The organism is Cyclobacterium sp. SOCE241, assembly GCF_056867545.1.
Map to the genome: position 1 here is coordinate 942,213 of NZ_CP149779.1, position 19,602 is coordinate 961,814.

Genomic DNA, 19,602 nt, shown 5'->3' on the forward strand with positions numbered 1-19,602 from the left:
TTTAATAGATTACTCCTGATCCAATCGTTTCTTCGCCCTCATACCACGCCACAAACTGTCCGGAGGCTATTCCCCTTTGTGGACGATCAAATAAAACATATAAACCATTTTCCTTCATTAGTAGGGTGGCCTTAGATAGCGGTTGCCTGTACCGAATTCTTGCAACATAGGAAGCTGAATCCCCCACATTTAAAGTTTTATCAGGTCTGATCCAGTGGATGTCTTCCTTTTTGACAAAAAGACCATGTCTTAAAAGTCCGGGATGATCTTCTCCCAAACCTGTGTAAATAATATTATCTTTGGTGTTTGTTGCAATTACAAATAATGGTTTACCTGTCCCCCCCACGTTGAGGCCTTTTCGCTGCCCGATGGTAAAATAGTGTGCACCATTGTGCTTGGCTACTTTTTCACCCATGCTTGCCTCGTACTGTAATGGATAGCAGGTTTCATTCAACTGGTTCGTGTCCAAATCTTCAAAGGCCACACCTGCCGGAATTCCCATAGTAGCATAAATTGGGGATTCAGCAGGTACAGTGAGAATATCCCCCTTTTTGGGTTTGAGCTGTTGCTGTAAAAAGTCCGGTAGCTTCACCTTACCAATGAAGCATAATCCTTGGCTGTCTTTTTCTCGGCAGTTATTAATTCTTGTTTTTTGGCGATCTCCCTGACTTCTGCTTTTTGCAGGTGGCCAATGGGAAACAAAGCCTTGCTCAATTGTTCTTGATCCAATTGACAAAGGAAATAACTTTGATCTTTATTATTATCTGCCCCTGCTATCAATTTGTACATAGGTTGTCCGTTGACACTTATTTCTTCTTTTTGACAATAGTGTCCGGTGGCAACAAAATCCGCTTTTAGTTTCATGGCTGCCTTTAAAAAAATGTCAAATTTTATTTCTCTATTACATAGAATATCAGGATTTGGTGTTCTTCCTGCCTTGTATTCAGAGAACATATAAGCTACAATTCTGGATTTGTAATCTTCACTAAGGTCTATGGCTTGAAAAGGAATGCCTAACTTTTGGGCCACTAACATGGCATCAGTACTGTCTTCCACCCAGGGACATTCATTAGAAATGGTTACTGATTCATCATGCCAATTCTTCATAAACATACCTATTACCTCATAGCCCTGCTCTTTTAGCAAATAAGCGGTAACCGAACTATCCACACCTCCTGAAAGGCCTACTACTACTCTTTTTTTACGCTGAGACATAATTTGTATTATCCTTGAACCCAAATTCAATAGGTAACAATAAAAATAAATGATATGGTTCAAATGGTAAAATTACAATTTAAAATGGTTTGATCCGGTTGAATTTCATAATTTCGTTTATGATTATAATAGTTTACGGGGTTACAGGCTGTGGAAAAAGTACCATTGGAGAATTATTAGCAAATAAAATGGAATTACCTTTTCTTGACGCGGATGATTTTCACCCCAAATCCAATAAAACCAAAATGAATGCCGGCATACCTTTGGATGACGAAGACCGTATCCCTTGGCTAAGAAATGTTGCCAAGAAGTTGCAGGATGCTGCCAAAGAAAAAGGAGCTGTTTTGGCCTGTTCAGCATTGAATGAAAAATACAGAAACATTTTAAAAGTAACATCAAATATAGAATGGGTTTTACTTGATGGAAAAAAATCACTTGTAGAAAAAAGATTAGGAGATAGGGTAGGACACTTTATGAATCCTGCATTACTTGCTTCACAAATGGAAGCTTTGGAAGTTCCTGATTATGGTTTAAAGGTGACCATTGATAGTTCACCTGAAAAAATTGTTCAAGACATCATCAAAAATTTTAAGAAAATGGAAAGTAAATCCGACTTTGGAGTGATTGGTATGGGAGTGATGGGCAAAAGCCTTGCGCTAAATTTGGCTGATAATGGTGTGAATATATCAATTTATAATAGATATGTTGAAGGAAAAGAAGAAGGCGTAGCTGCAAAAGTTTTGGAGGAAAATCCTGCTTACCTTACTATTCAACCTTTTGAAAATATTTCGGAGTTCGTTGCTTCACTTTCCTCTCCTAAATCCATATTGCTAATGATTCCTGCAGGAAAAGCAGTGGATCTTCAAATACAGGAATTGATTCCTTTACTGAATGAAGGAGATATTATTATTGATGGGGGAAATTCATTTTACAAGGATACCATTCAAAGATCTGAATTATTAAAAGAGAAAGGGATATTATTTGTCGGTACTGGAGTTTCCGGAGGTGAGGAAGGAGCAAGAAGAGGTCCTTCAATTATGCCTGGGGGTGATAAGGAGGGTTTTTCTAAAATAGAAGGCTTTCTAGAAAAGATTGCTGCAAAGGATTTTCAAGGCAATCCTTGTGTTACTTATGTTGGACCCGGTGGTTCCGGTCATTTTGTGAAGATGGTGCACAACAGCATAGAGTATGGAGAGATGCAGGCCATTGCTGAAGTGTATTCGTTGATGCGAAATTACTTGCAATTAGATCCTATTAAAATTGCTTCTATTTTTGAAAAATGGATGGACAGTGATTTAAGCAGTTATTTGTTAGAAATTACCATTGATATTTTAAGAAAATATGAAAATGGGGAACCTTTAATAGATAAGATACTGGATCAAGCTGCTCAAAAAGGAACAGGTGGTTGGTCTTTAAATACCGCTTTGGAATATGGGGTGCCTTATGGGGTGCTTGGCGAAGCAGTAATGGCAAGGAATCTTTCCGCAAGAAAGGGACTGAGGATGATTTCATCAGGCCTTTATGATCTTGAAAGATTTCCGGGAATAGAAGATGTAGACAACTTCTTGGATAAATTACAGGCGGCCTACCAGGCGACACGAATCATCAACCATGAAGTTGGTTTTTCACTTATGCTGGAAGTTTCAGAAAAAAACAATTGGGCTTTAAATTTCTCCGAAATAGCTAGAATTTGGACCAACGGCTGTATCATACGTTCTAAATTAATGGAAGAATTGGTAGAAATTTTTAAGGAAAGTAACCATATCTTACTTAATTATGAAGCCATAATAGCCTTAAAAAGTTACCAAGGTGATTTATCCTATGTAGTGGGTCAGGCGTTACAAAATGGTTTTGCCGTACCGGTATTATCCAATGCCATCAATTACTTATTGGGAGTCACAACCGCAAACTCACCCGCCAACTTAATTCAAGCGCAAAGGGATTATTTTGGTGCTCATACCTATCGAAGGAATGATAAAGACGCAGATCAGGCTTTTCATACCAATTGGAAAGAATAAAAGGAGAGGTTTTATTTAATAAAATAGGAGAAAAAAGCCTATCAAGGAAAGGGAAATGCTAAAAACACACAGGATTTTGTTTTTAAGGGCAATTGAGCCAATACTCACCATTGCAATTGTTAAATAACATAGGGCATGTATACTGGTGGCTGCTAAGAAGTCCCTACGGCCTCCAAGATCCCTGAGGGGTAAAAGGGTGATAGGTAGTTTTCTGAATACACATTCAACCATTCATTCCAATAAAAAATACCTGCCACCAAAAATATACTGCTAAAAAAAGCAGTATGGGAATTAGGTAGTGCTCGGTCATTCTATCTGTTTTGGTTCTCATATTTTCGGGTTAATCAATGAACTTCCTTTAAATTTTGATAGGAGTTTTTTAATAATCATGACAATAAAAAATCCGTAAAATGCTATCCCTACCAGCAAGGCAGGAATACCTAAGCCGAAATTCATACTCAGGATGCCAATGGTTACAATTGTACCCAAAATACCAATTGTCCATCGGCTTATCTGAGATTTTAAAGGGATGGATTTTCCAAGGCTAGATTTGGATTTCCTGGTACGTTCCAAATAAATAATAAAGCCACTCAAAGAAAGAAATCCTGAACTCAAGGCCAATAGAAAATATACTATTTTCAAAGATATTCCGGCAAAATCTCCAAAATGAAAAGATTCCTGAACGAAGTATAATTTAGCTCCAACGTTCTGCTCACTAATATTGTACTTAAAAAGGAGATCTTGATTCTGCTTGTCAAATACAAGCTTATTAGAGCGCCTTTCATAGGCTTGTCCTGGAACATTTCCTAGAACCTGCACGATGCCTTCACCATTGGTGGTAGGCCGTATAAACCAAGGGATCATGTTTGGAAATGCTATTCTGGATTTCTCATAGATCGCATCAAAGTCCAATTGGTAGTTGAGGTCATCCTCGGCATCTAAAACTTTTATAGAACGGGTAAAGCTATTAGGTTGCTCAATATTTAGTCCCACCATCAAATAGGCCTGAAGGCCTAACCAGGCACCAGTGATGCCTATCATCAAGTTAAAGGCAAGTGAACTAATGCCCACCAATTTATGGATGTCTGCCTGTGTGATTCTAAGTTTGCTTTTCCTGATCTTACCAAATGGTTGTTTTTTCATAAACTTCCCATATATCAAAAGACCGGTGATGGTAGACAAAAATAGGGCTATCCCAGCTAGGCCTACGATTTGCCTACCGTAATAGGCTTCATAAAACCGTACATGTATATTCCTTAAAAAGTAGCTGAACGATTTAAAGTAATTGCGTTCTCCTAGAATTTCTCCCGTGTGGGGATTCACAAAAACCTCCCAAATCATTGGGTTTAGGCTGCTTTTTTCCTTTGGCATCATCCGAATAATCCAGGTGTCTAAATTGCCCTTTGGCATCTCCACTTCAAAAAGGTATTTGTCTGGATGCATGGGAAGAACTTTGTCCACTGCTGCTGTCAAAGATGCTTTTTCAGGGCTTGTTTCTACTTGCCTTAGGTTTGGATTTAGCAAAAGATCAATTTCCGGTCTAAATAAAGCTGCAGCACCAGTTATACTTAGAAATAGAATAACTATACCGGTATAAAGACCTAGCCAATTGTGAATTTTCCAGAGAAAGTTTTTATTCATATTAAAGTAAACAACCTTTCTTGAAATGTTCAAGAAAGGTTGTTTGGTTAATTAAAATATATAGGAGATAGTAGTCATGGCATTTCTAGGTGCACCCGGAAATGCGCGAAGGTAATCATAGCCACCTACCCAGTGGGTTTTATCAAACAGATTGTTGACATTCATTTGAATTTGAAACCTATTCATTTTATAGTAAACTGCCGCATCGAATAGTTCATAACTAGGGAATATTGGTGGATTTTCGGAAGAACCTAAAGAACCAAAACGTTCAGAAACGAAATTGGCACCAAAACCAAATCCTAGACCTGTTAGACTACCTTGTTTTATTAAGTATTTGGTCCAAATATTACCTGTGTTTCTTGGTGCATTGGGCTTTTGTCTTCCTATCAGGTTTTCATCATCACTTTGTGTGATCACGGCGTCATTAAATGCATAACTTACCGTTATGCTCCAATTTGGAGTAATATTTCCAGCTAAGTCTATTTCTACACCTTTGGAAACCTCTTCTCCATTTTGTACCAAAAGATCAGGTTGACCCGGTTCATTGGCATTGTATAAAGAACCCCATTCTTTTAAATTATATAAGGCAAGACTTCCACTTAATTTACCATCAAACCATTCACTTTTCGCCCCCATCTCTAAAAGTTCACTGGTTAATGGATCAAACGGTCCTCCGGCATCCGGATTATTTATAACCGTTGCTGTTTGTGGTTGAAACCCTTGAACATATGTACCATACACATTAATTTTAGGGCTGATGCTATATACTAGTCCAAGTCTGGGAATCAGGGCGTCTTGACTTACATCTTCTTCTGTTCCTACTTTATAATTCAAGATATCCCTATAAAATTCTTGCCTCAAACCTAAAAGGATTTTAAGGTCTCCAATACTGGCTTGTTCTTGAATATAAAAACCATGGGAATTAAGCTTTGAAGGTGCAAAATTACTTGTACTATAAATGTACTTACTCATGTCTCTCATTTGATTGGCAAATGGGTCTGTCAAATCAAAATGTGCAACAATGGGAACAGGGTTGCCGTTACTGTCGAGCAAATAATCCGATTTATTTTCCGGGTTATAAGAATTTATGGCACTTTGTCCATCAGCACTATAGTACCCTCTAGCCGCTAATTGAGAACCTCCCGGAAGCAATACTTGTTGGAAATAATCATAACCTAGAAGTAACTTATGTGAAATCTTTTGGGTAGTAAAATCAAAGTTAAAGTAATTGCTAAAGTTGTTATTGCTCCAATTTCGCTTACGAATACCGACACGCATACCTACTTTTTCAGGATCTATGCTTCCATCTCCATTTAAGGCAAAGACGTTGTTGGACCTATGTTCAAGTAAATCTTCTGCATAGTTGGAACGCATATAAACGGAGTTAAAGCTAATATTGGAGTTAAATTGGTGGTTTAAGGAGATAGTAGCATTGACACTTTCTTCTTTTAGGTAATCATTAACAGCATTTAGAGATTTAGTAATTGGTACTGAAAATAAATCTCCATTGCCGAATACTGCCTGACCTCTGTCCAATCTTCCATCAGACTGTTGGTAAACAACGTCCAAGTTTAACCTAGTTTTGTCTGAAGGTAAAAATGAAAAGGAGGGAGCTACCACCAAATTTTTATCATATTGTAAGTCTCTAAAATTCCCTGAATTTTCGTATCCTAAATTTAATCGAAACAATAAAGATTCATCCTCAGTCATAGGTCCGGTAAAATCACCCAAAACTCTAAAGGTATTGAAACTACCCAGGGTAGAACTTACCGACTTTCTCGACTCCTTCAAAGGTTTTTTGGTTACCCGGTTAATGGTTCCACCTGCCGAGGCATTACCAAATAAAGCTGAAGCGGGTCCTTTAATTACCTCTACTCGTTCTATATGCGGAATTAATTGTTGTTTCCAAAAACTGGTCATGGCCCTCATACCATTCACTAGATTTCCAGAAGTTTTTTGTCCCTGGATTCTGTGACCTCGGATGGTGATATCATTGTAAAAAGTGAACTGATTAACACCACTGATATTTTTTACTACATCGTTTACCCGGAAAGCTCCTTGGTCTAAAGCCAACTCTTTGGTAACATAACCTATCGATTGTGGTACATCTTTTAGTGCCGTCGCAGATTTGGTTCCAATAAAAGATGATTTGTTTTGATAGGAGGTTTCTGACCTTCCCAATATCTCAACTGTCTGCAATGTTAACTCAGATTCAGTCATTTCGATGTTCAAAACAAAAGTTTCCTTTTCGGATATTTTCACAATTTTTTCTTGACTTTCATAACCTAATGAACTTACGATCACCGTTAGGCTTCCAATAGGTACTCCGGTAATTAAATAATACCCGTCCTTGTCAGTTATTGTACCCAATTGGGTTCCTTTTATCAGTATATTGATAAATTCAAGAGGTTCACCTTTATTGTTTTTTATTGAGCCTGATAAATTCCCGGTTTGTGCAATAGCCGGAACTGTTATTAGCCAAAATAGTAATGGTATAATATATTTCATAGTTTATTATTTAGAATTATTCTTAACAGTGGCAAAAGTATAGGCTAACTGTTAATTTCCCAAAGAATTTCCTCATTTATTTAGAATAAATCTAATTAAAATTAGTGGTATGAAATATTCAACTATTTATATTGAGAACGCTACTAAGCCAGGTATAATGGCAAGAAAAAACACAACCATACTATTGTAAAGGATAAAAAAGTATTCAATTTTTGATAGTATTTTAATGATGAGGAAAAATAGAATTGATCAACCATGTATTTGATGCTAACCTTTTTTTCAGTTCTTAAAAAAATTCTAAAGTTTAGTTCATTAAATTATGAACCAAAAAACCTTTTGTATATTTGCATCGTTAATTGGATAAAGCAATAAAAAACCATTATGACACTTACCAAAGAACAACAACAGATTATAGAAAAGATTGGGGTATTTTTTGAGAAAAAGGAAACCAACCAATATTAGGTAGAATCATAGGATTACTAATGGTTGTTGATGAGGCAGAGGCTACATTTGAAGATATTCAAAATGCTTTATTTGTAAGTAAGAGTGCTGTAAGTCAAGCCTTAACTTTGTTACAAGGGCAAAATAAAGTTGAGTATACTACTAAACCGGGAGAAAGGAAAAGATACTTTAGACTGAAAATTCGTAATTGGAAAGAAGATATTCATGAAGACATGAAGGGTGTTTTTAAATTCAATGATATTATCGAAGAAATCATTGTGCTTAGAGGAGAAAAGAATCAAGAGTTTAATGGGTATTTGATCGAGGTTTCTAATTTCATGAAATTCATGAAAGCAGAGTTACCAAGAATGATTGAAACTTATAAAAATCAGATCAAATAATTTTTTTGATTCGGTTGGTTCATAAAATACAGAACAAACTATTATTTACTAAATATAATACAATTAAATAAAATGAAAAAACAAAACTGGTTGCCTCTTATTTTATTCCTTTTATTTGGAGGAGTGGTGCATGCACAAGAGGGAAATAAGGAAGGATATACCTTAAAAGAATGTATTGAATTGGGTTTAAAAAATAATGCTGAAATTAAAAAATCAATTCTAGATGAGAAAGAAGCTGGATATTTAAGAAAAGAAATAACCGGCACCGGTTTACCCCAGTTAGAAGCCTATGGTAACTACAATAATTTTTTGGATGTGTATCCTCAAGCAATTCCGGGAGGTATATTAGATCCAAACTCTGATCCGAATGGTGTGGATGTGATCGCCTTTGGAGTTCCTCAGAGTTTGAAAGGAGGCGTTCAATTAAGTCAATTGGTATTTAGTCAATCCTATCTTATAGGCTTAAAGGCTGCAAAAACTTCTGAAGAGTTTTACAGGCTTATTACAGAAATGACAACCGAAGACATCATTTATGATATTGCCATGAATTATTACGGGGTAATTGCTACCCAACTTCAAATGATCAATCTTGAGGCAAATCATGACAAACTTATAAAGCTTGAAGCTATTATTAAGTCCCAATACGAGAATGATTTGGCCAGAAAAGTTGACTATAATCGGGTTAAGGTAAACCTTACCAGTTTAGAAACACAAATGGATGACCTGGAAACGCTTATTGAACAAAGGAGTAATTATTTGAAATTGGTTATGGGTATTCCGGTAACAGATGAATTGTCTCTTGCTGCATATAACTTTGAAGACCATTCCAATCAACATGGAATATTGCTTGAAGATGTTGACTTAAGCAATCGCTATGACCTTCAGGTATTGGACAAACAACAGGAGTTGAACGCGCTTAATATAAAAAATATAAAATCGGGTTATTATCCCACTATTGCTGCCTTTGCAGATCTAAATTACAATGCATTTTCAAATAGTTTTGATTTTTTATCGAGTAGCCACCAATGGTATAGGGGCTCTTTAGTTGGCATACAATTAAACATACCAATCTTCGATGGAAATCAGCGAAAAAATAAGATTGCGCAAGCGAGGATGCAAAGTGAAAAATTAAAACATGATCAATATTTGGCAGAACAAAAAGCACAAGCTGACTATTTGAATGCGGTTAAGAAAATAAATAACAGCTTAAAAAGTTTAGAGGCTCAGCAATCTAATTTGGTTTTATCAGAGACCGTTTTTGATCAAACAAATCAACTGTATAGAGAAGGCTTATCTCCGCTAACAGATGTTTTGGATTCAGAAACTGCACTTAGAGAAGCACGTGCCGCTTATTTTAATCAAATGATCAATGTTAAAACTGCGGAAGCAGATTTTTATCAATCCATTGGTCAAATTGAAAAGATAGCAGAATAAAATAAATAGAAATTAAAAAGAAAATTGTTTCAAATAATTATGAAAAAATTAATCACACCCTTGGTATTTGTGTTTATAGCCGCTGTTATTGGTTTTACACTTTATAAAAATAAACAAGAAATGGAAGTAAAAGCAGAAGAAGCAATGAAAACTAGTACATCTATTCCTGTGAGAACACAAAAGATTGCTAAAACTTCGAATGCACTTTCATTTACGATTAATGGTACTTTTATTCCAAGTCGAGAATTGTTGCTTAAATCTGAAGGAAGTGGTAAAGTAACACAGATTTTTAAAGAAAAAGGAGATCAAGTTTCGAAGGGAGAAGTTATAGCGAAATTAGATGATGAACTAATACAAGCTGAACTAGCTATTGCAGAAACTAAATTTAATCAATATACCAGAGACCTCAGCAGGTATGAAAACCTAGCGGGCACGGAGGCAATTACTGAAAAACAACTTGAGGAAATTCAGAATGCGCATAAAATGGGAGCTTCGGAAATAAAAATGATCAACCGAAGACTTGCCAACACCGTAATCACTGCACCTATATCAGGGTTTATCAATGAAGATTTTATTGAAATAGGTACCTTAATGAGTCCGGGTATGAATGTCGTTGAAATCGTCAATGTGATGCCATTAAAATTGGTAGTGAACGTATCGGAGATGGAAATTGCGAATATTCAGGTTGGAGATTCAGTAAAGGTTAAAGTAGGTGTAATCCCTGATCAGGAATTCACCGGTAAGGTTTCATTTACAAGTAGCAAAGGGGATGCTTCCCTTAAATATAAGGTAGAAATTGATTTGGAAGAGGCATCAGAAAAGATCAAACCGGGAATGTTTGCTTATGCCACATTTGAGTATCCTGCCCAAGAGGCCATAATGATTGAGAGAACATCCCTTATCAGAGGAATAAAGAATCCAGAGGTATTCGTACTCAAAGATGGCAAAGCCAATTTAAAGGAAATTAAAATTGCTCAGGTAGGTAACAATAAATTGATGCTTCTTGATGGCTTAGAAATTGGGGATAAGTTGATCACCTCCGGATTGATCAACCTTAAAGATGGAATGGCTGTAACTGAAATTCAATAGTAGAAGCGATGCAAATTACTAAAATATCCATACAGAGATCCACCATAGTGGTGGTGCTCTTTACCATATTGACTTCTCTAGGAATTTTTTCCTACAGTCAAATGTCTTATGAGCTATTGCCGAAGTTCAGTCCAAATGTAGTTACTGTATCTACTCTTTATCCGGGTTCAGCACCTTCGGAAGTTGAAAATTCAGTTACACGAAAACTGGAGGATGCATTGGCCTCTCTTGAAGGGATTGATGTGATGAAATCTACCTCTTTGGAAAGTTTTTCTATTATCACCATTGAGTTAAAAGATGAAGTAGATGTAGATGTAGTATTACAGGATGCTCAGCGTAAGATTGATGCCATATTAGGGGATCTTCCAGATGATGTAGACCCTCCCTCTTTAGGCAAATTTAGTTTAGATGATATGCCTATCATGCAGTTGGGAGCCTACTCCACAATGAGTGCCACTAATTTTTATGACCTAATGGACCAACGAATCCAGCCTACATTGGCTCAGATTGATGGTGTAGCACAGGTAAATTTATTGGGGGGAACTGAAAGAGAAATTAAGGTAAACTTGAATCAAAATAAGCTTGAAGCTTTGGGTATTTCGCCAATTCAAGTGAATCAAGCCATAGCTACAGAAAATTTAGATTTTCCTACAGGTAAGCTAATAAATGATGACGAGCAAATATTGATTCGATTGGCGGGGAAATTCACTTCTGTTGATGAAATCAGGAATCTTGTTGTAGCTCAAAATGGTGCTTCAATCGTTAGAATAAAAGATCTTGCCGAGGTAGTTGATTCCAATAAAGACGAAGAAATTTTGAGTAGGCTAAATGGAAATGCTGCCATTGGAGTATCCATTCAAAAACAATCGGATGCCAATGCGGTGGATGTTGCTAAAAATGTAACCCTTGCATTAGCCGGCCTAGAAGATACTTATAAAGACAATAACCTGAAGTTTGAAGTTTCTCAAGACAGCTCAACTTTTACTTTAGAAGCTGCAAATGCTGTGATTCACGATTTAGTTATAGCCGTAGTATTGGTGGCAGTAATCATGTTATTGTTTTTGCACAGTATCAGAAATGCTGTGATTGTAATGATAGCAGTACCTGCTTCTATCATCGCTACATTTACATTAATGTATCTGGCAGGTTTCACACTTAACCTAATGAGTTTGTTAGCCCTTTCACTAGTAGTGGGGATTCTGGTCGATGATGCCATTGTGGTGATTGAAAATATATACCGACATATGGAAAAGGGAAAATCTGCTGTTCAAGCTTCTTATGATGGAATTCGAGAGATAGGTGGTACGGTGGTTTCCATTACCCTAGTAATCGTTGTTGTATTTGTTCCACTTTCCTTAACAGGCGGTTTGATTGCAGGAATATTGACACAATTTAGTATTACTGTGGCAGTGGCTACCTTGATCAGTTTATTGGTGGCATTTACTTTAATTCCACTCTTAACTTCTAGATTTTCAAAATTAGAACATGTAGATGCTAACAGTATTTTTGGTAAAATAATCAACGGTTTTGAAAAGATTCTTGACAGCATTGTGGCTTGGCTTACAGGTATTCTTAGCTGGGCATTCAACAACAAAGCCATTACATTAATCTTGACTTTTGTAATGTTTGTTTCCTCCTTTATGTTGGTAAGCAATGGTTTTATTGGGAGCGAATTTGTTGGACAAGGTGATAAGGGAGAGTTTCTTATGAGGATTGAACTACCTAAATCCGCTACTTTAGAGGAAACAAATTTCAAAACCATGGAGGCAGAACACTTCCTAAGAAATTACCCGGAGATAAGTGGAATCTTTACTTCAGTAGGGCAAACTACAGGAGGTTTTTCAGGTGCAACTTCCACACCATATGCTGCTGAACTAACAGTTAAAATGGTTCCTGCAGATGAGAGGAATACAACCGCTCCTGAATTTGCCAGAGAAATGGAAATTGCTTTAGAGGAAAATGTTGTGGGGGCTGAATTTACTGCTGTGCCCATTGCCATTACAGGGACAGCCAGTGATGCACCTATCCAAATCCTTCTTTCAGGTCCGGATTTAGATGAACTAAAAGTTTTCTCTGATAAAGTTTTGGAAGAAGTTAGTAAAGTTCCAGGTACAAGAAAGGTACAAACCTCCCTAGAAGAGGGAAACCCGGAAATAAGTGTTCAAGTAGACAGAGCAAAAATGGCCGATTTGGGGCTTGACATGGCACTGGTAGGTGGTACCATGCAAGTTGCTTTCAATGGAAATACTGATACAAAATACAGGGATGGTGACTTTGAATATGACATTAACATTAAGTTGGATGAGTTTGATAGAAAATCTGTTGCTGACATAGAAAATTTGGCTTTTGTCAACAAAAGAGGCGAAGTGATTTTGCTAAAGCAATTTGCTTCTGCCATTCCTTCTGAAGGACCAAGTCAACTTGAACGTCAAGATAGAATCACTTCTGTTTCGGTTAAATCCCAGGTTTCAGGTCGACCAACAGGAACAGTAGGGCAGGAGATTAAAGATAGAATTGCAAAGCTTGACATGCCCAATGAAGTGAGTATTTCTTATGAAGGTGATATGAAAATGCAGGATGAAGGTTTTGGTAGTTTGGGTATTGCATTATTGGCTTCCATATTACTAATTTATTTAATTATGGTCGCTCTTTATGACAATTACGTATATCCTTTGGTGGTGATGTTCTCGCTTCCCTAGCTATCATAGGTGCCTTGTTAGCCTTGGCATTGTCAGGTTCTTCTTTAAGCATATTTAGTATTCTTGGATTGATTATGCTAATGGGACTGGTTGCTAAAAATGCGATTTTATTGGTGGATTTTGCCAACCAGTTGAAAGCTGCAGGCATAGAAGTTAAAACAGCTCTATTTAAGGCTGTCGAGATCAGGTTTAGACCGATCCTTATGACCACTCTTGCGATGGTTTTTGGTATGCTTCCTATTGCTCTTGCTTCCGGTGCCGGTGCTGAATGGAAAAATGGACTTGCATGGGCTTTGATTGGTGGACTGATCTCCTCTATGTTTTTGACCATGGTAATTGTACCGGTTATCTATTATGTTTTTGATAGGATATTGGCCAAGTTTGGTATGGATAAGAAAAAGGAAATTGTGGTAGAAGAAACGGAATTGTCCGAAGAAGATTCCGAAGTAGCTGCTTATGTATAAATAGAATCATATTTAAAATAAAAGTTAGTATTAGGCCGTTTACTCCTAAACAGCTTAATACTAGCTTACTACATACAATTAAATCAAATAAGATGAACAATTACACTAGATTAAAAGCAATTGTAGAGGTAATGGGACAATATGGTATTTCTCCTGTAGCCAAGGTAAGACAAGCTGATTTTGTAGACGATCTTGGGTTTGACAAGGTTTTCCTCAATGGATTGATCTTTGATGTGGAAAATGTTCTCCAGATGGAGCTAAATGAGGAAATTGTGAATTCCTTGAAAAAACCAGAAGATTTAATTCAATATTTTCTCCAACATCAGAACTAAAAACATTTATTATCAATATAACCTTTTTAGGTTAGGTCATAAAAAAGGTCTGGATTCTATCCAGACCTTTTACTTTAAAACTTATTCTCTTGTAATTCTTGTGCATCCGAAGATCTCCTAAATAAGTAAAAACCCTTAAGTCTGTGAATAAATTATTATATGACTTTTGGTCTCAACTACCAGTGAAATCTTCAGCTCAGAAAGAACCAGTGACTCTCTCGATATCTATTAATACCCTGGATTTTGAGGGAAATTTGCACTATTACCTTGGGCGCGGTCTATTTGATTTTGAGGTATAGGTCTTAAAACATGGAACTCTTCTATTCCGATAGATTTAGGGTTATGTGCCCTGACTCTTTCCACAAGAATGCCCCATCGCTTCAAGTCTAACCATCTTTGTTGCTCTCCCAATAGTTCTCTTGCTCTTTCTTCAATAATCATTTCCATATCCATATCTGAAGTAGAAATCTCCATTTCCCCTTCTTTGCCGGGAAAAGCAGCCCTTCTTCTTACCATATTGACATTTTCGGTGGCCTCTGCAATTTTATCTTGCTTCAATTGAGCTTCAGCTAAAAGAAGGTAAGTATCTGCCAACCTAAATGAGATATAGTCTCTCGTACCTTGAAACTGAGTTAAGTCTGCTCTCCCCGGATCGAGGTGTTTATTGAGAGTAGGGAACAACCTTTCTGTATAGGCACTTGGCACCAATACCTGGTAAGGCTTTTGTGCCCTTACTTCTTCTGACATCTCGTAACCTGGCACATATATAGCAGTATCTCCTGCAGCAAAATTTACTTGAGATTTGGAGTGATCAAAACTAGTATTGAAAGTTCCCGGATTGTTAGAATAATAAGTGTGTTTGAAAGATTGTTGATACCTGCTGTCATTTTCTCTATCTGCAAAAATTACATTTAAGGTATAATCAGTAGGCATGTACCTTTTAAACGGTCTACCATTTTCTGTATCCCTTCGCATTCCAGGCTGAACATCATATTCCATTAAGAAGAAAACATGTGTATTATTGCCAGTTCCATTGGTCAATGGGTTATTGCTGTATTGCGTTGCAAATATTACCTCGTCGTTTACTTCATTTCCAAAGGCATGTATATCCCCATAATTATCCAGAAGCCTAAAACTGTAATTTTCAATCACAGATTGTAGTAGGGATTCAGCCTTGGCGTAATCATCATTGGCGGCTGCCTCAGAAGTAGCTTTAGTAACATAAACTTTACCCAATAAATTTTCTGCTGCTGGTCGGGTGGCTCTTCCATAATCATCCGCTTGAGAAACTGCTGGCAGCTCAGGAATAGCTGTTTCTAAATCATTAATAATTGCAGCATAAATTTCCGGAACAGGTGTACGCGTTACTTCATTATTTGGAATGACTGATTCGGAAAGCTGTAAGTCAATAGGACCAAAAAGCTGCACCAAAATAAAATAATGATGGGCTCTAATGAATTTGGCTTCTGCGATTCTAATTTGCCGAATTTCTTCTGATAGACCTTCAACTTCCGGTGCTCTTTCAATAACAGCATTGGCCGTATTAATTCCTTGATAAAGCTGGTCCCAAACCTCTCTTACATGTGAGTTTTGAGAATCAAAATCAGAAGTGTAAAAATTCATGTATTTAAAGGAGCCATCAGATCCATTGGTATAAGTATCAGTACCGAAAACGGTAAAATTATTTCCCCTTTCGGTTCCATACCATGACCTAAAAGAGCTGTAAGCGGCTTGCAGCCCATCATTCAGCCCACTGGGTGTGTTTAAGTAATCGTTTCCAATGTTTGAAACAACATTTTCTTCCAATAAACCTTCACAGCTTACTGCCGCAAAAATTGCTGCACTTATCAAGCTGGCTTTAAAATAGCTTAATAATTTATTTTTATAGTTAATTTTCATTTTTAGCAAAATTTAGGTTCAGTTTTAAAACTTAGCATTAATTCCAAAAGTAAACTGTGTAACAGCAGGAGCAATATTAGAATTGATAACTCCACCTTCTACGCCCTGTTCTCCATCTATAAAGGTTTCAGGATCAATTCCTGCATGTCTGCTTCTGTATTTTGAGAAAATAAATGGTTGTTGAATACTGGTATAAACCCTAAGGCTTTCCATTTTGAGTCTTTCAACAATGCCTTCCGGCATGGTGTAACCAAAATTTATATTTCTAATTTTAAGGAAGGTGCCATCAAAATATTGCAAAGAAGAGGAATATTTTGGAAATTCTTGGTTTACATTTGGACGAGGATAATCATTCGTTGGATTGTCCGGGGTCCAATAATCCACGTTTAAATTATTGTATCTACCTGCAAGTGCATTGAACCCGCCTGTATGAAAACCACTTCTGATCATGGACCCAAACCTTCCAAAAATAAAAAAGGAAAAATCAAGCCCTTTGTAAGAAAACCTATTGGTGATTCCTCCTGCAAAATCAGGAACCGGTGAACCTAGAATTTGGCGATCGTCTGCATTGATCTGTCCGTCGTTATTCACATCCTCTATTTTAATGATACCGGGTTGATCACTATAAACTGCGGCTTCATCTGCTTCATCTACTTGCCAAATGCCAATTTTGTTCCAATCGTAGAATACCGTTAAAGGTTCTCCGATAAAGCGTCCTGCACCTACATCATCTCCATCAGCCAATTCTAGAATTTCCTCTCTGTTTCTATTAAAAATAAAATCTGTGGACCACCTAAAATTTCCTTTATCGATATTTATTGTGTTTAAAGTCAATTCAATACCTCTATTTTGCGTTTTACCTATATTGGTAATAAAACCTCCAAAACCTGTTGAATTAGGCAAGGGTTGGGGAGCCAATAGGTCAGTGGTGGTGGTAATATAATATTCTGCAGAACCTGCAATTCTTCCCTGTGAGAAAACAAAATCAAGACCGGCATTGGCTGTAGTAGAAGTTTCCCATTTTAAATCCGGATTACCAATGGTGTTGGGTAAGTAGCCAAAAGCAGCATTTGATCCAAATTCATATGAAGTTCTAGCAAGCAAAGGTTGAGTTTGGTAAGGTGCAATACCCTGATTGCCGATGGCTCCGTAACTTATCCTTAGTTTTAACTGGTCTAAAACTGTGCTTTCCTGTAGAAAGCGCTCATCACCAATATTCCAGCCTAATGCTACCGAAGGGAAATAGCCAAAACGATTGTTTTTACCAAACCTTGATGAACCATCAGCTCTTAAAGTAGCAGTCATCAGGTATTTACCTTGGTAATCGTAATTTAACCTCCCCATAAATGACAATAAAGTCCATTGAATTAAATTGGTATTGGCACCTGTTATTTGACTTGCATCGCCTAATTGGTGATAACTTTGGCTTTCTGCAGGGATTCCCAATACATTAATACTTGAATATTCCCTATTGTCTCTTTGTAAAGATTGTAGTCCTGTAAATTGAAAAGTATGGGATTCATTTAGAATTTTGGTGTAATTGATGATATTTTCAATTGTGTAGTTGAATTGAAATTCTTCAGAAATACTACCTGTAGGATCCCCTTCCCGCCTGGCATTGGTTTGAGATCCTATAAATCTGCCACTTCTACTTATACCTATATCAGGACCAAAATTAAATCGGTAAGTTAAACTAGGTGTAATGTCATAAACTGCATAAAAACTATTAAAAATCCTGTACCTCTTGGTTAAGTCTTCATGAGCACCTGGTACAATTTCAGCCAACGGGTTTGTCCTTAAACCATCCTGGGTAGGTTTGAAGTTAATGGTCCCGTCATCATTGAAGGTTTTTCCTAAAGGATTTTCCTGGAGTGCACCACCGATAGGATTAAAATTAGCACCGTTTCTTTCACTGTAGGTAGCTAAAGTAGAAGTACCAATTCTAAATTTATCATTGAACTTATGGTCAAGATTTATCCGGTAAGTATGTCTGGTAAAATCTTGTAACTTAACTACGCCAATGTCTTTAAAAAATTTGCAGAAATAAAGAAAGTGGTTTTTTCATTACCACCCCCTACACTGACATTGTGATTTTGAATGGATCCTGTTCTAGTTAAAGCATCAATGTAATCGAAACTTCTTCCCAATTCTATGCTTTCTAATTCATTAGGCTCAAATAGAGAAGCGTCCGCCTCCGGAGTTGCAGGGCCTTCAGGATATTCTCCAACAGCTCTTCTGGACTCTCTTTTATATTCTGCAAACTCTTCTCCATTAAAATTTTGGATTCTTCCAAGACTTTTACTGATTCCATAATAAGAATCTACCGAGACCCTGGTCTTTCCTGCATTTCCTCTTTTGGTGGTAATGATAACCACACCATTTGCACCCCTCGATCCATATATGGCAGTAGCTGAAGCATCTTTTAACACCTCCATTGAGGCAATGTCCTGTGGGTTAAAGTCAGTCATTCCACCTACAATAGGAATGTTATCGACAACGTATAGGGGATCGTTGCCGGCATTAAATGAACGTCTGCCCCTGATTCTTACTTGTGGTTCAGCTCCTGGTTTACTACCAGCCTGTGTGACGTCCACCCCTGTGGCACGTCCTTGTAGGGCTTGTCTCGCATCTGTAATTGGTAGTTCTAAAATTTCTTTATTTCCTACAGAAGAAATGGCACCTGTCAGTTGACTTTTTTTAGTAGTACCATAACCAACAACAATCACCTCATCGAGATCGGAGATGTCCGGTTCTAATTGAACATTTACTATTGTCTGGTTTTCAATTTTTACTTCTTTGGATGAATATCCTATAAAGGAAAACACAAGTGTCGCATTGGAAGGGGCTGAAAGGTTATAGTTCCCTTCTACATCAGCAGCAGCCCCGGTGGAAGTACCTTTAATCAGTACAGAAGCTCCTGGTATGCCGATGTTATTTTCATCTACAATTCTCCCACTTATCTCCACATTTTGGGCCATGAGCAATTGGGTATTTAATCCAATCAAAAGGATTAAATACCCTAATTTTAAGGATAATTTTTGCATGGTAATTTTAGGTTTAATTTTTAATTGTTTAGGTAATATTAATAGGATTTTACTTGTTCCAGCTAATTATTTGATATTTTAAATAAAAAGTTAGACGTTTTAACTAGTAATCCTTTGGGCTTTAATCCATTCAATGGATTTTACATTGGCAATAAAAATTTGAGTTTATTCATAAGCTGATTTAGGTTTAATAAATTTTAAAATTTATCAAAACTAGACAAAACCAACTAAATTTGCAATATATATTATTCTTATAGTTTACGGAAAATAGGGGGCAAGCAATTCTTATTTTATTTATATGAAAATAAGAAAATTAAAAAATATGAAAGGGCCCGGATTTGAACTTCCAGGCCTTATTAATTCTTTTTTAAATTAATTGATACCTATAAAAAAGTAGGTATTATAAGAATGAAACTA

At 36.8% G+C, this 19,602-nt stretch carries 8 protein-coding genes and 3 pseudogenes; 6 read left to right on the plus strand and 5 right to left on the minus strand.

Annotated features, from left to right (window positions below):
* Nucleotide 1: 1 nt before the first annotated feature.
* A pseudogene (gene mnmA / locus WG932_RS04470) lies at nucleotides 2-1,215 on the minus strand (tRNA 2-thiouridine(34) synthase MnmA).
* Nucleotides 1,216-1,334: 119 nt separating this feature from the next.
* Between mnmA and gndA the strand changes: the two are divergent.
* A complete protein-coding gene (gene gndA / locus WG932_RS04475) occupies nucleotides 1,335-3,233 on the plus strand; it encodes an NADP-dependent phosphogluconate dehydrogenase (protein WP_483087108.1) in 1,899 nt (632 codons plus the stop codon).
* 327 nt (nucleotides 3,234-3,560) lie between these two features.
* Here the strand turns inward: gndA and WG932_RS04480 are convergent, their stop codons facing one another.
* Together WG932_RS04480 and WG932_RS04485 are read right to left on the minus strand one after the other, a co-directional pair.
* Nucleotides 3,561-4,907: a PepSY-associated TM helix domain-containing protein gene (locus WG932_RS04480; RefSeq protein WP_483087109.1), complete on the minus strand. Its 1,347-nt coding sequence runs from the start codon at nucleotides 4,905-4,907 to the stop codon at nucleotides 3,561-3,563.
* A gap of 18 nt (nucleotides 4,908-4,925) precedes the next feature.
* A complete protein-coding gene (locus tag WG932_RS04485) occupies nucleotides 4,926-7,382 on the minus strand; it encodes a TonB-dependent siderophore receptor (RefSeq protein WP_483087110.1) in 2,457 nt (818 codons plus the stop codon).
* A gap of 482 nt (nucleotides 7,383-7,864) precedes the next feature.
* Here WG932_RS04485 and WG932_RS04490 point away from each other — a divergent pair, with 482 nt between their 5' ends.
* The 5 genes and pseudogenes from WG932_RS04490 to WG932_RS04510 all read left to right on the plus strand — a co-directional run bounded on the left by WG932_RS04490 (nucleotide 7,865) and on the right by WG932_RS04510 (nucleotide 14,242).
* Complete coding sequence (locus tag WG932_RS04490) at nucleotides 7,865-8,224, plus strand: GbsR/MarR family transcriptional regulator (RefSeq protein ID WP_483087111.1); 360 nt, start codon at nucleotides 7,865-7,867, stop codon at nucleotides 8,222-8,224.
* Nucleotides 8,225-8,296: 72 nt separating this feature from the next.
* Nucleotides 8,297-9,658 (plus strand): TolC family protein, encoded by a 1,362-nt coding sequence (locus WG932_RS04495; RefSeq protein ID WP_483087112.1) that lies wholly within the window; start codon nucleotides 8,297-8,299, stop codon nucleotides 9,656-9,658.
* A gap of 39 nt (nucleotides 9,659-9,697) precedes the next feature.
* The gene (locus WG932_RS04500) at nucleotides 9,698-10,747 is read left to right on the plus strand and encodes an efflux RND transporter periplasmic adaptor subunit (RefSeq protein ID WP_149393221.1); all 1,050 of its coding nucleotides are present in this window, start codon (nucleotides 9,698-9,700) and stop codon (nucleotides 10,745-10,747) included.
* A gap of 8 nt (nucleotides 10,748-10,755) precedes the next feature.
* Nucleotides 10,756-13,910 (plus strand): annotated as a pseudogene (locus WG932_RS04505) (efflux RND transporter permease subunit).
* Nucleotides 13,911-14,002: 92 nt separating this feature from the next.
* Nucleotides 14,003-14,242 carry a hypothetical protein gene (locus WG932_RS04510; RefSeq protein ID WP_014022169.1) on the plus strand — a complete coding sequence of 80 codons (240 nt, stop codon included), beginning with the start codon at nucleotides 14,003-14,005 and terminating at the stop codon, nucleotides 14,240-14,242.
* 228 nt (nucleotides 14,243-14,470) lie between these two features.
* Here WG932_RS04510 and WG932_RS04515 read toward each other — a convergent pair whose 3' ends face one another.
* Together WG932_RS04515 and WG932_RS04520 are read right to left on the minus strand one after the other, a co-directional pair.
* Nucleotides 14,471-16,141 (minus strand): RagB/SusD family nutrient uptake outer membrane protein, encoded by a 1,671-nt coding sequence (locus tag WG932_RS04515; protein WP_014022170.1) that lies wholly within the window; start codon nucleotides 16,139-16,141, stop codon nucleotides 14,471-14,473.
* A gap of 24 nt (nucleotides 16,142-16,165) precedes the next feature.
* Nucleotides 16,166-19,185: pseudogene (locus WG932_RS04520) on the minus strand (SusC/RagA family TonB-linked outer membrane protein).
* Nucleotides 19,186-19,602 lie beyond the last annotated feature (417 nt).